Below are 15,687 nucleotides of genomic sequence, written 5' to 3'. Positions count from 1 at the left end.
CATATTTAGTTATATTCAATTTTAAAAAAATTGTATGTCGGAACTATCTTTTAAATTATCATAATCTAAATAACCATCTTTACAATATATATTAGGTACTATCTCGATTCCTAATTCGGGAAATTCTTCCAAATTACTCCTTATATTATAATAAGTATCTTTTGAAACCGATATTTTATATTTATTCAATTTTCTAAATAGATTTTTTATTTTTATATTATTTTTTTTAGATTTGGATAATTCTGTTTTAATTTCATTAGTTGTTTTGTTAAATTCATCGTCATAATTTAGATAAATATCATAAATTCTATAATTATTATCTATTAAATTAAAACTGTTTCTAAAACTTTCAATATTTAATTCTTTTAGATATTCTTCCATTTTATCCGAATCTAAGTAGCTTATTCGAGTTCCGTGCAATTCGTGTTGGTAAATCTCATTTATATTTTGGAATTCACTTTCTGAAATCGATATATTTTCCTGATTATTTAAAATACCTTCGGTTAACTGAATACTCCAGTTGGGATATATAAATTTGGAATAACACTTATTTTTTTCGTTTGTTACTTTATAAATATAAACGATACCTTTTTCGTTATTTGCTCCATTTCGGTTTGCACGACCGGAAGTCTGCGTTATACTATCGATTGGTGCAAAATCTCTATATATTACATCCATATCAATGTCAACACCCGCTTCTACTAATTGGGTGGATACTACAACGTATTTTTTATTTTTGTCTTTAATGTATCCATTATCATTATATTCATTATCTTTATAACCCCTATCATCGCCCTTACCTTTAATTTTACTTATTATCCCCATTCTTTTTTTAGGTGCAACTTCCGTTGATAAATAAATTACTTCACCCTCGTAATTATTATTTTTATCCGATAACTTCTCTGACATAAAGTCATAAACCTGACGCGCGGACTTTACCGTATTCATAACTATCAAAAATTTATCCTTTGAATCTTTACTATGTATAATGTCATTTAAAACTAATTCTTTAAAATCTTCAACATTTATTTCTTCTTCCGATTTGTTGTATAATATAATCCGATTTAATTTATTAAAATATTTTTTAGAGCCCACTAATTCGGTTGATTCCTCAAATAGGGGCGTCATAGTAGCAGTAGCCAATATTATATAAATACCATATTTTTTACATAATATGTCCAGATATTTATTAATTATTTTATAATAACTTGGATTTATTGCTTGAATTTCATCGAGAATGATTATCGAATTTCTAAGAGTATAATACCGATGATTAATTTTATTTAATCCCATTTTAAAAAATGTATTAAATAATTGTACAAATGTGGTAACGATAATATTTGCCTGCCAATTATCATAAACGAATTTTACATTATAATCCCAATATTTCTTATCTTCGTTTTCGTTATTGGCATATAATTCTTCATTCAACTCTTCGTTCAATTCATTTTCTAAATTATTTGGAATTTCTGCCAAAGAGTGATATTTTATAAGTCCATTATTGGGTATTTTTGTATTGTTTTCATTAAGAAGTAACTTTTCCAATACTTCATAGTTTTGGTCAATTACCGTAGTAAATGGTAATGAATAGATTACTTTTGGAAATATATTTTCTTTATTTAATTCATTTGCAATGTGAAAAGCCGTATAATACGATAATAAAGTTTTTCCAGTTCCTGTAGGTAAATTTAAAGATAATATGTGATTTTCTTTTAAATTTATATTATTTAAGCTATTTTTTAAATCATTAAATATATCATTTCGTATATTGTTTATGTTATTTTCGTTATTTTCGTTATTTTTATCATTACCTTTTGGATTTAGCTCTTGAATATACTTTTCAATTAAGTCTTTTGAATACATCGGGGAGTTTTTTTGTAATTTTATATTCCCTGCATCCATTTTATCGGCGGTAAGTAATATAGAGTACATATATTGTAGTTTTTCCATATCTTCAGAATTTGCAAAATCTATGGTGTTATCAATAGATTTTTTGCATAATTTATAGCTTTTTTTGACAAGGTGATTAATACTTTTAGTACCTGGGACCATTAAATTTTCAAAAAAGTCTAAAATATCAATATTAATATCAAAAATATCATATTTTTGAAATAAAGTATTATAAAGCAAATTTATTTCTTCAATATATTCGTTATATTCGTTATATTCGTTATTTTTGTGAATAATGCTATTCTTTTGTTTGAGTACTAAATCATCATCCACCAATATTCGTTCTTCTTTTCCATTTTTGATGTTTCCATGATGTCTTTTTACAATTAAATAAGAAAAATAAGGGAAATTTCTGAATTTTTCACTATCTAATTGATTTATAGATTCCAAATACTTTAAAACAGTATAATATGCAAAATAAGCTGAAATTAGGCTATGATTTTTATATTTAGAATTTTTTAAGTTAGGGTTTTTATTATCAATGTTTTTTATATAATCTTGAAAATATGGTGTACATTTTCCAAAGTCATGACAAAGTGCTATGATATACGTTATTTTCTTTAAAATAGAATATTCCTCATCTTTTTGAAAATAGACTCCATAATAATTATTCATAAAAAAATCACAAATTTGTAAAACACCTTCCAAATGGTTTTTTAATAATTTAGAAGGGTGAGAGTTAATGTTGTATGTTATGGCATTATTTTCTTCGTTATTTAAAGAAATAGACATATTTCTCACCGATTTTAGATAAATTACTAACATTATTTGAGTTATTAATATTGATATTTACTACATCGCTAGAGATTAAAACTCTCTTATATTCCGTATATTCTCTTTTTTCATTATTTTTGATAGGTATTGTATCAAAATAATATTTTTTACTAGAATCATTCAACTCGTTCAAATCAATAGCATTACTGAATTCATCTATTGGAAATATCGAATCGATATGTTTTATATTTGTATTATTCAAGTCCTTTAATTCTTCAAACTCTCCAACATAACTTATTTTAGCAACATTTTCACTTACGCCCAAATAAGGGGTAAAAAAAACCTTTCCTGACGTTAACTTGTCTTTTAACACATTATAATTTTCTGAATCCCATTTTACATATATATTATAATTGGGATTTCTTAGAAATTCAACATTGGCAGGAAAATGGAACATACCAGATTTTAAAGACAGTAATTTTAAAGATTGTAAATCTTTACTGACGGGGGATACTACTTCGATACCCAGAGTTAAATTTGACGTCTTATATATTAAATCTTCTTTTTTAATCCCTAAAATGGCACCGATAAGTCCTTTAAGCGCTACTGGGTGGATACATAAATAAGTTAGTGCGGATGTGGTAGTATAAGGTTTTCTGAAACGTCCGTAGTTACTTTGAACATTGAAAACTAATACATTTTTATCCATATTATCACTTGAAATAGTTTTAATTAAGTTCATTATTTATTAATTTACAAAAAACTAATTAGAAATAAATTAAAAATTAATAAGGATTACTAAAATTACTAGGATTATTTACAATTAATAGGATTATTTAAGATTACTAATAATTAATTACATAATTTCATACGTTCAATAATCCAAAAATTTAATTCAAGAATTATCCAATATTAAATTATATTAACATTTTCCGTAGGTTCGTTAATTAAATTAACTTTTCCGTGCTTGTAAATGTTTATGGCAGATATACTGTCTTTTTTATTTTCGCAGTATTCTTTTAATTCACTTAAATCTATTTTAATTTGCGAAATATCTCTTAATTCAGTATCTAAACAATCATATTCCGTTTTAACGTAATCTAATTCTCCATCAATAGAATTATCGTTGTAAATTATTTCAATTAAAACTCGTGGCATTTGGTTTTTAGATGTACTTCTATAATTTTTTAGACCATTTATCAAAGCTTTTTTAAATACTTCTAAATCTTCCTCTTTGACCTCTATTCCTTGTATTTTTGCAACATTTTCATTATATACCGCATAGGTTTTGAATAAAGCGTAAGGACTTATGTATTTTGACCATATTGAAGCTTGTTCCTTATCTTTGCCACTTGCATAAGCTGCATTACCTTGCATAAATTTAACTTCTGCTTCATGTAGTGACTTACTCCACATTACCTGTAAAGGACCCATAATATCCCGTTTAGGTTTTGTAATAACTGCACCAAACAATTTAACATCGATATAGTTGTTTAAAACGTGTTCTAATAATGTATCATCGTCTAAATTTTCTTTGGCTTGGATATTTTTTACCATATCTTGACAAGATAAAATTTTACCCTTATCATCTTTTAAAGTTTGTACTAATACGTCTTTTCCTTCCCTAATCCACTCATCTCTTATATATCTTTTAATCCTTACGTCTGAGACTTCCAATTGACCAGTACTTTCGTCAATTCTTGGTTTATTTTCTGATAACATATCTCCATTGGGATTTGCCATTGTACTATCCCATATCAATAAATATTCTCTTGTATTTGCCATAATATCACCATTTTGAATTTTTGAATTATTTTTCAATCTAAGATATGGTAGATTATTAAATTATTAAATTATTAAACTATTAAACTATTAAATTACTAAATAATTGAACTATTAGATAAATTGATTATTGATTATTGATTATTCGTTCTTAATATCTTGCTTTTCCTTTTCTTCGTTCTTTAAATACTCAAAATACTGTTGTAATCCCCAAAAGAATATATATTTCGCTTCATCAGGGGATAAAGTATTATTTTTAGTCCCATTACTCATTAAATCTTTTGCATTTGTTATTTTGTTTTTTAATTCCCTTTTACTATTTATTCCATATTTTAACATTAAATCAGTACATTGATTTAGCATTTTTTGGAAAAATTTTTCATCAAATTTATTACCATAATAAAAATTTGACTCTAAATATGATTTATCCTTATCATGATATTTTTTTGAGTGGTAGACGATTGAATCGTAAATATTTCCCAATAAAAACCATGCCTTTTTATCATCCGTATCAAAATAATCTTTATTTTTATCAAATAATTCGTTAATACTTTCATATTTTACAATGCTTTCATATGCCATGGTATTAGCCTCATTATTTTCTTTATTGAATGGTCTATCTGATATTTCATAAGCAAAGTTCCAACCCTGAAACAAACATCCACAATCTACCATAAAATTATAAATCCTATGAATATCTGCAATATTTGGAGGATATTTAATTTCTTTTTTTAAATATTTTCCATAATCTGCCTTGTATTTTTGCATAACTTTTGCAAAAAATAAATTTCGACTGTATTTTGTACCGTGGAAAACTGCATTTAATATCGATTTTGCTTCATTTGACGAATACTTTTTTTTATCATCTCGTGGGATAAGATAATTTATGACCATCCATAGATTAAGAGGATATCCTGTTTTGTTCGAGTATTTTTGCTCTAATTTGGATACAAGACTAAATCTTGAAGGTAAAACCCCATTTATCGAATATCTGATTTTCCATTCAGAACTTGCTTTTGGATCGTCAAAAAATATAATATCCAAAGGCGTTTTTAAATTACCAAAACTTGTAAATATCTCATTTTCATTATCTTTAATTGAATTAATTAGTTTTTGAGGGTTTTTTCGTTCAATGTCATCCTCTTCATAGGTTACAAATTCTTCAAATGCCTCAATTACATCTTCATTCGCATTTTGAGGTAAGAACATTACTTCATTGCCCATCCAATAGCCCTTTAAGTTTTTATCAATGAATTTTCTTCCTTTCAAAATATCGATTACACAATCCCTGCAGATGTGAAAAGACTCTCCATCTTCAGTATTTGAAAAAATACATTTGTCATTTGTATAACATTTGTATACTGCAGTATTGTATGCAATAGCAGTATTGCCACATATATGACACTTTTTTTTAACTTTAGATTTATTTAATCCTGTTGTTTCAATTTTTAAATTAAATTTATCTTTTAATGAATCTATTTCAAATGGATATTTGCCATCAACCTTAAAACTAACGACATAATTTTTAGATGAATCTTCAATTTGGGATATAATTTCTTTCATCAATTCATCTATTTTTTCATCGTTAAAAGTTAAATCTAAAAAATTAATTGATTGTTCAACTTTGTTTTTGAATTTTTCAATGAGTTTAGCATCATTTTTGAATTTTTCAATTTTTACCAATGCACCAACGTGTAGTCTAGCCTCTTGGTAAAATAACATATTTCGCCAAACATCTTTACTAAATTGTTTAGCAAATACGCTATCCAATTTTCTATCCGTTATATTGACTTCAATAATCCCATCAAAGTCTTTTTCATCTTTTTGCCATAAATCAATTAATTCATTTGATTCCTCGGAATATTTACCAATTTTTGTAATATGTTCTAACATAATATATCCCTTATTTTTTTAGTAATTTAATGAAATTAATCACCATATAATATGAATTTTATAAAATATATAAGTTGCTAAATAATTTGATAAGGTAATTATATATTATTTAAAAAAAATACTATAAATTTAGAATAATACTGTTTCACTTATATCTCATATATCTCAACAATATTCCAGTCTAAGACGTTATAATTGCGGTGATTCTATGAAAATTGCTTTAACTACATATGGTTTCTATCTTTCAAAAAATGGAAATAGGTTTGTTATTAAATCAGAGGGTAAAAAAGAGGAAATATCTGCCGATAAAGTTGAACAAATCATCGTGACGACAAAAGGAGTAATTTCTACGGATGCTTTAAACCTGGCAGTTGAAAATAATATTGATTTTATAATGCTTAACAATTATGGAAAGCCATTAGGTAGATTTTGGCACTCTAAATTCGGTAGCATTAGTACGATACGTAAAAAACAATTGGAATTAGAGAATACGTATTTGGGTTTTGAATTAGTTAAGGATTGGATATCTACAAAAATGAATAATCAAAAAAGACTTTTAAAAAATTTAAAAAATTTAAAAAATTTTTCGAATAATAATAATAATAATAATACTAATAATAATACTAATAATAGTAATAGTAATAATAGTATTGATACCAAAAATATAATTTCTAAAATGGATAATTATATTGAAAAAATAAACAATATGGAATACAATTATAAAAATATAAAAGAAGAAAGGGATATCTTACAAAATTTAGAAGCTAATGTAAGTAAAATGTATTTTAAAACTCTTTCCGAATTATTACCTGAAAAATATCGTTTTGAATCTAGGAGCAGAAATCCTGCAAAAGATTACTTTAATTGTTTTTTAAATTACGGATACGGCATTTTATATGGTCAAATTGAACGTTCCTGCATAATAGCTGGTTTAGATCCATACATTGGAATTTTACATAGGGATAATTACAATAGAACTGCTTTGGTCTATGATATGATAGAACCTTACCGTTATTATGTAGACAAAGCAGTATTTGAACTTTGCACGGATATTAATGATAATGATAATGATAACAATAGCAATGATAATGATAACAATAATATGAATAGTGAATTTTTTGACGAGTTAAAATCGGAAGATAAATCAAAAAATGGTTATTATTTAAATAAAGCTGGTAAACAACTTTTAATTTCAAAATATAATGAAATTATGGATAAAAAAATTAAATACGATGGTAAAAATACCAAAATTGAAGATACAATCCTTAAAGACTGTCATAAAGTATCTAACAAAATACTAAAGTATATTTAAGTATATTTAAATATATTTAAGTAATATATCAACAATACGGGGGTGCTAATGTGATACTATGGGTTATCTACGATATACAAGAGGATAAAGTAAGAACTAGAATAGCCAAAAGTTGCTTAAATTTTGGATTATATCGAGTTCAGAAAAGTGTATTTTTAGGAGAGGTCACGAAAAATAGATTTGAAGAGCTTAAATTAATAACAAAAGATATTATAGATTCTGAAACCGATTCCGTGTATTTTTTACCAACCAGCAAAGAATTCATTGATAAATCATATTTATTGGGTCAAACATTTGATGAGGAGCTGGTTTTGGATGAAGTTAATTCAAAATTCTTCTGAATTTAATGAATATTCATATTTTGTTACACCCTCCGATATGATAGAATTTATATATTGTAGGAGATTTACCTACTTTATGAAAGTTTTGGGCATTTCCCAATATGAAGAAAAGCGTTATAACGTATTGAAGGGTAGAGAAATTCATAAAATAAGGGAATCTCAAAATATAAACTATATTCGTAAAAAAATTCCAATGGTTTCAAAAAAAATAAATGTAAATTTAATTTCCGAAAAATATAAAATTAGGGGGATTATTGACGAAATTTTAACACTAGATAATGATACATTAGCTCCTTTGGATTATAAATTTTCAAATTATAATTCTAAAACTTATAAAACACATAAAATTCAAAGTACCATGTACTCACTAATGATTGAAGATTTATATGAAAAACCTGTGAATTATGGTTATATTATATATTGCAAAGATAAAAATGTGTTAAAAGAAATAAAAATAACTGAAAAACTAAGAAATGAGACTTTAGAAAATATTAATTCATACTTGGAAGTTTTAAAAGGCATATATCCCGAAGCTACCAAATACGAGCTTAGATGCTTAGATTGTTGTTATAAAAACATATGTCCAAGGTAATAATAGTAATACTTAGTATGATTTTTACGTGACCTTTGTAATAACGCATTTCAAAATCCAAAATTATTAAGCTCATTTTGAGCTCCTTTTTTTAGGGTTGAAAAATTTATAGGTTAATGTGAGCTTTATCTAATCTATATAACTACTAATATAGTTGGTTCATTTTCTATCGTTTGATTATTGGTTATTAGTTACTTTTTAAACGTTAAAAGAGTTACTTTTTACTTATTCAACTAACCCCGAATTATATTTTTAAAATACAAATGGTAACTTTTATATAGGGTTCAAAACAAACTATATATTGTCAGATTGAATAAATTTTGTGATACGGTTAACTAGAGCTTTATTTTATCATTAAGTCTTATTTTGTACTTATTGCCGAGTAATAATTTAGTTTGGTGTCGCAGTGGCAATTCCATTAAAACAAGGATTGAAACGTCTATTACATGATTCAAACAATGCTTTTAGTATTGTCGCAGTGGCAATTCCATTAAAACAAGGATTGAAACATATGGGTGTGGGGTATGGATATTCTCCAATGATGACATGTCGCAGTGGCAATTCCATTAAAACAAGGATTGAAACACGGGATGGTGGGGCAATTAGATGTTAATGCTACCCGTCGCAGTGGCAATTCCATTAAAACAAGGATTGAAACATAAGTTAGGCCGGTCAGTATCTAACAATTGGATATAGTCGCAGTGGCAATTCCATTAAAACAAGGATTGAAACATTAGTTTGCAACAAATTTAAGAGTTAATTTAAGTGTCGCAGTGGCAATTCCATTAAAACAAGGATTGAAACACCAATTGGTCGCAAGTTCGAATCTTGCCCTGTCCGCTGTCGCAGTGGCAATTCCATTAAAACAAGGATTGAAACGCTATTAATTCCACGTAAGGGCATAGCTTGTGGTTTGAGTCGCAGTGGCAATTCCATTAAAACAAGGATTGAAACCGTCCTCAGCATAATATAATCTTGATTTGTCCGCTGTTGCTGGATGTCGCAGTGGCAATTCCATTAAAACAAGGATTGAAACTCGCCCCCGCTCCAACAATTGCCCCCGATATCATTTCCTTAGTCGCAGTGGCAATTCCATTAAAACAAGGATTGAAACAAAACCTCCAAATTATGCGAATGTGTCCGCTCCTGCTGTCGCAGTGGCAATTCCATTAAAACAAGGATTGAAACAAAAACTGTAAATTATGGGATCATAGATTAGATGAGAGTCGCAGTGGCAATTCCATTAAAACAAGGATTGAAACTCTCCATTGTGTTATTAGTTCCCTTATTTGCTGATTGGTCGCAGTGGCAATTCCATTAAAACAAGGATTGAAACTCTCACACCTCCTGCATTAATGCCCCTTATAGTCAAGTCGCAGTGGCAATTCCATTAAAACAAGGATTGAAACAAACTACCGAACAAGTTCAATTGCTAACCACTACTATGTCGCAGTGGCAATTCCATTAAAACAAGGATTGAAACCCTCCAAAAAATAAATAATTGATAATTTAATTTTCAAGTCGCAGTGGCAATTCCATTAAAACAAGGATTGAAACTTATTTTCTCTAACTCTATTAATTGTTTGTATTAAAAGTCGCAGTGGCAATTCCATTAAAACAAGGATTGAAACTAGTATATAATTGTATTCATAGCAAATCTAAAGTGATTATAGGGTCGCAGTGGCAATTCCATTAAAACAAGGATTGAAACCAATCTCAGGAATTGGATATTTCATTATCATTGGTCGCAGTGGCAATTCCATTAAAACAAGGATTGAAACTAGTATTCCGTATTGTCAATTAAATCTTTTTCCAAATGTCCAAAGTCGCAGTGGCAATTCCATTAAAACAAGGATTGAAACCAGGAGATATTATGAAATATGAATATCTACCAATGGAGGTGTCGCAGTGGCAATTCCATTAAAACAAGGATTGAAACAGCATCAAAAATTAATAAAAAGCCTAAAAATTGCAGTGTCGCAGTGGCAATTCCATTAAAACAAGGATTGAAACCTCTACAATTAAAAAAGCTATATTACTGCAACAATTAAAGTCGCAGTGGCAATTCCATTAAAACAAGGATTGAAACATATTACTGCAAAAGGTAATTTTATATTATGGGTTGGTCGCAGTGGCAATTCCATTAAAACAAGGATTGAAAGCCCAACTGCCTTAGGGCGGACGGCTCCATGTCAAATCGGAGATTTGATGTTTTTATTTTCTTATTAAATTCCCATCAAAGGATTTTTACGAGTAAAACGAGTAAAAAGGGTTTGGTTGAAAGCCCAACTGCCTTAGGGCGGACGGCTTCATGTCAAATCGGAGATTTGATATTTTTATTTTATTATTAAATTCCCATCAAAGGATTTTTACGAGTAAAACGAGTAAAAAGGGTATGTTTTATGAACGAAGTGAATAAAAAGGGTTTCGAAGAGAGTGAAAAAGTCATAAGGTCATTATATCGGTTAAATGAATTTATGAAATATATATTTCCAGAGTCTTTTGATAGGGATTTTGTAGAACCGACTCATATTTACAATTGGGGCAATATTCTGCAAAATAATAAAAAAACTGCGATGATGGCACCACGTGGTCATTTAAAGAGTTACCATATTTACGCATACGTAATGTGGAGAATTTTCCGAGCAAGGGAGTTTGGAGAAGATTGGAAATATATTTCATACTCTGAAACTATGGCAAAACACCATTTAAAAAATATTAAAAAATTAATTGAAAAAAATAGATATTTTCAAAATATTAAAAATATGACCGATGCGGAAACTATCATCGATTACAGTTGGGACTCGAAAAATAATTTTAGAATGGAACCGTCTGGAATACTGTCTTTTAAAAGAGGGTGGCACGGCACGGGTGTAATTTGTGACGATATTCTTTCAGACCCTGCAAATGAATTAAATACAACGATTATTGACAAAATTACAAAAATTTATTATGAAGATGTGAAGTACTTGCCAAATCCAAACGGTTATTTGCATCTCGTTGGAACTCCCCAGAGCGATGTGGATTTATTCTTTAAACTTAGGGACTTTGACGAAGATTTTAAAGAAAACGTCAATTGGCATAAGTTTCCTGCAATTTTAATGATAAAGATAAAACAGTACTTTGGCCAGAAATGTACACTTATGAACAATTAGACCGTGAGCGAAGAACAAACCCGATATCATTTGCAAAAGAAAGAATGTGTACTCCAGTTCATTCTGCAGACAGTTTTTTCAGTCGTGAAGCACTTCTGAAAATAATTAATAATAATTTAAAAAATAATTTTGAAAATAAAAATAATATCAATAATATCAATAATAAAAATATTAAAAATAATATTGATATTGATAATATTGATAATAATTGTACAATCGTTGCAGGCTTTGATATTGGAAAGAAAAGACACCCCTCCCATTTAGCAGTATTTTCAACGGATAACGGCACAAGTTATAAACAAATCTTATCAAAATGGTTCGATAAAACAGATTATTATAAACAAATAACCTGGATAAATGACTATATTATGGATTTCACCGATGCAATATTTTACGACGCTACACGTGGCGAGCTTGATGGTTTTGCAGAAAAAGGAGAGCTTGAAGGTAATTGGCAACCTGTAATATTAACGCCTAAAAATAGAAAAAGCATAGCCACACAGCTTGAAACTGCTGTAAATTTACCACAAATGGAACTAATTAACGATCAAAGACAAATAAATCAACTTTTGCAAGTCAATAGTGATTTAACAGCAATTGAAACAGCTGAAGGACACGGTGATAGCTTTTGGAGTGTAGGGCTTGCAGTTTATGGAATGAATAAAATTTTAAGGAAACCAAAAATTAAATTTGATTGCTATTTGGCATAATAAATTAATAATAATTTAAAAATTAATAATAAAATATTTCTCAATTACGAAATAAATTATAAATAATTAAATAATTTTCAGGTGTAAAAATATTAAAAATAATATTGGATTATTTTGGAAGTAGTGAAGTTGGTGCCAGCACATCAACGACGATAGATAATAATTTACAAATTTTTAATATGAATGACGATAAGAAAAATTATAGGAAATATTTAGAATGTGATTCCACCGCAAATTTAAGTTTTAATGCTTTAATAAATGACCTTTTGGGAAATTATTCAATTGATGAATGCAAAAGTAAAGAAAAGATTGAGGAATGGATTGAGGAATCAAATTTATTTTACAATAGCAGGGATAAAGGGATAATTCCCAAATTACTCGAAGATGCCTTTCTTTATGGAACGGGATACTATCAAATTTATAAAACTAATAAAACAATTAATCAATTAAATATAAAAAATAAATTTCACAGATTGGACCCATTTTCAACATATACAATTGAGAATCCATTCAATAACGAAGAAATAATTATACACGAATTCCAAAAAGATTATAAAAATAATTTAATAGTTTTTTGCGAAAATTCAAATGATGAAGATGAAAAAAATAAGATTTTAGAGATGAAGGAACTTAAGGAAAAATCAGGTTATGAAATTCATTGGCAAGATATTAAAAATATAATTGTTTTTAAAGCTCAATCATTGATGATGGGAGATTGCTACAATGCAATTGAAAAGAAATTCGATTTATTATTTAACTTGGGAAAATTAATCGATGAAAGGGCAGTTTCTCCACCAGTTTGTGTTAGTGTCGGTGAAGTTATGAACGGTGAACCTGTTGGTTTGCCAACAGAAGATAATAAAGAGGAATATAAAAATATAATTGAGAATTATGCGAAAGGAATCAGCAACATAAAAACTAAGGGTGGTATGGCAGTACCTGGTTATGTTAAAACCACAGCAATCCCGTTTAAAATAGATACGGGTTATTTAAAAACAATACTCGATAAGTGCGATGAAATCATTTGTAGTTCTTTTTACTACAATGAGGCCTTTACAAAATCGGGAAGTGCAGACTATAAAAGAACAGATTTAAGAAAGCAAAGAAAAGAGTTTTTAAGAAAATACAAAATAAGAATTGAAAAATTAATAAATAAATTAATCGATTTGGAGTTTGAAAATAGCAATAATAAGGATAATAACATTAATAATGGCAATAAAAATATTTCTAAATTTCATTTTATAATCGATGATAGTGAAGAAAAAAAGGAACTTTCAGAAACTCACGAAAAAATTATTAATTGCATCAAAGAACTTAAAGAAATTGGGGCAAGTGAAGAAACTATTTCAAATTTTGCAAATATTTACGGTTTGGAATTAGAATTAAAAGAAAAAGAAATTAATAAATCGAATAATGAAAATAAAAATAAAAATACTAAAAGTGAACAGTATGCTAAAAATAATCAATTAAATAAATTAAATAATAAATTAACTAATGAATTAAATGAAGTAGATGAACTATCACCCTGGGGCAATGAACTTTTAAATTCAATTAATACGGAAATAGAAAAAGCTACAATAGAAGTATACGAAAAGACCTTAAAAACGTCAAATAACATTGAAACTATTTCAATAAATGAATATGGAAAATTAAAAGAAATTTTAGAAAAGTCATTCAATAAAATAAACTTTAAAAAATTAGTATTTGAAAACATTGAAAATCACTTAAAAGCAAATGCCTTGCCGATTAAAGAAAATAAAAATGCAATTGAATTTGTTAAAAACTATGCTTTTGACCAGTGTGGTAAATTAAGCGATGACCAAAAGAACCGATTAAAATATATTAATTGATGAGTTCCACGGCAAAGGGAACAAGACCAACACCGCTAAAAAAGTAAAAGAATGTTTGGAAATTTCAAAGAATCAAGCCGATATGACTGTTAGAACTGAATTAAGAAGAGCAGATTTATGGGCAAAGGCAGATTATTATAAACAACTTGAAAATGAAATCGATAAGGTAGCAATTGCAAGAGTTTTGCCACGTTATGATAAAACCACTTGCCAAAAGTGTAAAGATTTAGCAAGCAAAGGCTATGATTATACAATGGACGATATTAAACGAGTACTCCCTGCACACCCTCGATGCAATTGTACTTTTGATGTAATTTGGAAAGAAAAGAAGAATTAAAAACAAAATAGTGATAAAATGTTTAAAATCAATATTTCAAAGATGCCAAATTTTGATAGGATTAATAAGAACATTGAAAAGGAAATCAATCAAGCAATTGTTGAATCTGGAACCGAAGTTGAAAATGGAATAAATGAAAATATAAGAAATTATTATGAAAAAAAGAATTTAAAAGGTCATAAAAAAATATCTGAAAAATATTATAAAAGATTGCATAAATTAGGTAAAGTACCGCATAGAGGTTTAATATCTCCAAATGAGAATAAAACAAAATTGCAAGACTCCATTCACGCATCTTATGATGATATGATATGTGAAATAACTTGCTCTGCAGAATATGCAAAATATTTGGAGTTTGGAAGAACTACCAAAAGCGGAAAAGTAGAACGTCCTTTCTTTTACCCTGCTGTAAAGGAAAAAGAAGAAAAAATCAAAAAAAGATTTTCAAAAATTATTGAAAATTCTATTTAATTATTTTTATTTTATCATAATATTTCTCAATAATTCAATCCCTAAATTTGACCAAGTACTATTTTATAAATCTTTGTAAAACTTTCAAAACGTAGTATTTATAAATACTGAACGCACGTTGCAAACTGTCACTATTTTTTGATAGTGAATATATTTTAAAATTTGAATTAAAGAGGTGAGCTTATGGGACTCTTTTCAAGTAAAGAAGATAATTCTTCACTCGTTCCAACTGCAAGAGATGTGGTTAGAGGAATTGCAAAAGAAGAAGCTGAAGACATCAAAAAAGATATCGAAGATGCAAAGAAAGACATCGAAATGAAAGCAGTTCAAAAAGAATTGGCAGAATTAAAGATGCACAAAATCGCACAGGATGCAGTTGAAAAAGACAATATGTATGAGGAGATTGCCGACTTAAAAAGAAAATCTCCAAAACCTACAATCTAATTACAATAAACTATTTGAAGAACACCTTAAATTAAAAGGACAGTTCGAATTATTGGTTAAATTAGTAAAATAAAATTATCGATTCCTTGAATTTTAAAAAAGTCACATTTCAATATTAAATAATTTAAGACCTCTC

Annotated in this window: 14 protein-coding genes and 1 CRISPR repeat array; of the genes, 10 read left to right on the top strand and 4 right to left on the bottom strand. The window is 27.8% G+C overall.

The genetic code is table 11. The annotated features are described in order from the left end of the window. Positions 1–21: 21 nt before the first annotated feature. The 4 genes from cas3 to J2127_RS02555 all read right to left on the bottom strand — a co-directional run bounded on the left by cas3 (position 22) and on the right by J2127_RS02555 (position 6,339). On the bottom strand, positions 22–2,682 hold the full coding sequence (gene cas3, locus J2127_RS02570; protein ID WP_209731894.1) for a CRISPR-associated helicase Cas3': 2,661 nt from the start codon (positions 2,680–2,682) through the stop codon (positions 22–24). Continuing rightward, on the bottom strand, positions 2,663–3,373 hold the full coding sequence (cas5b, locus tag J2127_RS02565; protein WP_209731893.1) for a type I-B CRISPR-associated protein Cas5b: 711 nt from the start codon (positions 3,371–3,373) through the stop codon (positions 2,663–2,665). The genes cas3 and cas5b overlap by 20 nt, the downstream gene beginning before the upstream one ends. 203 nt (positions 3,374–3,576) lie before the next feature. Continuing rightward, positions 3,577–4,449 (bottom strand): type I-B CRISPR-associated protein Cas7/Csh2, encoded by an 873-nt coding sequence (gene cas7b / locus J2127_RS02560; protein WP_209731892.1) that lies wholly within the window; start codon positions 4,447–4,449, stop codon positions 3,577–3,579. A 138-nt stretch (positions 4,450–4,587) separates the two neighbouring features. Continuing rightward, a complete protein-coding gene (locus J2127_RS02555) occupies positions 4,588–6,339 on the bottom strand; it encodes a TIGR02556 family CRISPR-associated protein (protein ID WP_209731891.1) in 1,752 nt (583 codons plus the stop codon). A 208-nt stretch (positions 6,340–6,547) separates the two neighbouring features. Here J2127_RS02555 and cas1 point away from each other — a divergent pair, with 208 nt between their 5' ends. The 10 genes from cas1 to J2127_RS02505 all read left to right on the top strand — a co-directional run bounded on the left by cas1 (position 6,548) and on the right by J2127_RS02505 (position 15,551). Then, entirely contained in the window at positions 6,548–7,651 is a 1,104-nt protein-coding gene (gene cas1, locus J2127_RS02550; RefSeq protein ID WP_209731890.1) for a CRISPR-associated endonuclease Cas1, read from the top strand. Positions 7,652–7,701: 50 nt separating this feature from the next. Continuing rightward, the gene (cas2, locus tag J2127_RS02545) at positions 7,702–7,992 is read left to right on the top strand and encodes a CRISPR-associated endonuclease Cas2 (RefSeq protein ID WP_209731889.1); all 291 of its coding nucleotides are present in this window, start codon (positions 7,702–7,704) and stop codon (positions 7,990–7,992) included. Continuing rightward, positions 7,967–8,584 (top strand): CRISPR-associated protein Cas4, encoded by a 618-nt coding sequence (cas4, locus tag J2127_RS02540; protein WP_209731888.1) that lies wholly within the window; start codon positions 7,967–7,969, stop codon positions 8,582–8,584. Before cas2 ends, cas4 begins: the two co-directional genes overlap by 26 nt. Positions 8,585–8,984: 400 nt before the next feature. After that, positions 8,985–10,746: direct repeats of the CRISPR family, unit length 37 nt; unit sequence GTCGCAGTGGCAATTCCATTAAAACAAGGATTGAAAC. 27 nt (positions 10,747–10,773) lie between these two features. Beyond that, on the top strand, positions 10,774–10,935 hold the full coding sequence (locus tag J2127_RS02535) for a hypothetical protein (RefSeq protein WP_209731887.1): 162 nt from the start codon (positions 10,774–10,776) through the stop codon (positions 10,933–10,935). A 51-nt stretch (positions 10,936–10,986) separates the two neighbouring features. Continuing rightward, complete coding sequence (locus tag J2127_RS02530; RefSeq protein ID WP_209731886.1) at positions 10,987–11,739, top strand: hypothetical protein; 753 nt, start codon at positions 10,987–10,989, stop codon at positions 11,737–11,739. Then, on the top strand, positions 11,718–12,449 hold the full coding sequence (locus J2127_RS02525) for a hypothetical protein (protein ID WP_209731885.1): 732 nt from the start codon (positions 11,718–11,720) through the stop codon (positions 12,447–12,449). Before J2127_RS02530 ends, J2127_RS02525 begins: the two co-directional genes overlap by 22 nt. Before the next feature lie 104 nt (positions 12,450–12,553). Next, on the top strand, positions 12,554–14,299 hold the full coding sequence (locus tag J2127_RS02520) for a hypothetical protein (protein WP_209731884.1): 1,746 nt from the start codon (positions 12,554–12,556) through the stop codon (positions 14,297–14,299). A gap of 55 nt (positions 14,300–14,354) precedes the next feature. Next, the gene (locus J2127_RS02515) at positions 14,355–14,636 is read left to right on the top strand and encodes a hypothetical protein (protein ID WP_209731883.1); all 282 of its coding nucleotides are present in this window, start codon (positions 14,355–14,357) and stop codon (positions 14,634–14,636) included. 18 nt (positions 14,637–14,654) lie between these two features. After that, entirely contained in the window at positions 14,655–15,107 is a 453-nt protein-coding gene (locus J2127_RS02510; protein ID WP_209731882.1) for an HK97 gp10 family phage protein, read from the top strand. A gap of 183 nt (positions 15,108–15,290) precedes the next feature. Continuing rightward, positions 15,291–15,551 carry a hypothetical protein gene (locus tag J2127_RS02505; protein ID WP_209591658.1) on the top strand — a complete coding sequence of 87 codons (261 nt, stop codon included), beginning with the start codon at positions 15,291–15,293 and terminating at the stop codon, positions 15,549–15,551. The last annotated feature ends 136 nt before the right edge of the window (positions 15,552–15,687 follow it).

Origin of the sequence: Methanococcus voltae (assembly GCF_017875395.1) — an archaeon.
In the GTDB taxonomy this organism is placed as follows: domain Archaea; phylum AGJL01; class Methanococci; order Methanococcales; family Methanococcaceae; genus Methanococcus; species Methanococcus voltae_C.
This window is presented reverse-complemented; position numbering and strand designations above follow the sequence as displayed.

What these genes read in the sequence shown, in the direction of transcription:
- cas3 (WP_209731894.1), bottom strand. Translation starts at nt 2,682, where the DNA reads ATGTCTATTTCTTTAAATAACGAAGAAAATAATGCCATAACATACAAC.
- cas5b (WP_209731893.1), bottom strand. Translation starts at nt 3,373, where the DNA reads ATGGATAAAAATGTATTAGTTTTCAATGTTCAAAGTAACTACGGACGT.
- cas7b (WP_209731892.1), bottom strand. Translation starts at nt 4,449, where the DNA reads ATGGCAAATACAAGAGAATATTTATTGATATGGGATAGTACAATGGCA.
- J2127_RS02555 (WP_209731891.1), bottom strand. Translation starts at nt 6,339, where the DNA reads ATGTTAGAACATATTACAAAAATTGGTAAATATTCCGAGGAATCAAAT.
- cas1 (WP_209731890.1), top strand. Translation starts at nt 6,548, where the DNA reads ATGAAAATTGCTTTAACTACATATGGTTTCTATCTTTCAAAAAATGGA.
- cas4 (WP_209731888.1), top strand. Translation starts at nt 7,967, where the DNA reads ATGAAGTTAATTCAAAATTCTTCTGAATTTAATGAATATTCATATTTT.
- J2127_RS02535 (WP_209731887.1), top strand. Translation starts at nt 10,774, where the DNA reads ATGTCAAATCGGAGATTTGATGTTTTTATTTTCTTATTAAATTCCCAT.
- J2127_RS02530 (WP_209731886.1), top strand. Translation starts at nt 10,987, where the DNA reads ATGAACGAAGTGAATAAAAAGGGTTTCGAAGAGAGTGAAAAAGTCATA.
- J2127_RS02525 (WP_209731885.1), top strand. Translation starts at nt 11,718, where the DNA reads ATGTACACTTATGAACAATTAGACCGTGAGCGAAGAACAAACCCGATA.
- J2127_RS02510 (WP_209731882.1), top strand. Translation starts at nt 14,655, where the DNA reads ATGTTTAAAATCAATATTTCAAAGATGCCAAATTTTGATAGGATTAAT.
- J2127_RS02505 (WP_209591658.1), top strand. Translation starts at nt 15,291, where the DNA reads ATGGGACTCTTTTCAAGTAAAGAAGATAATTCTTCACTCGTTCCAACT.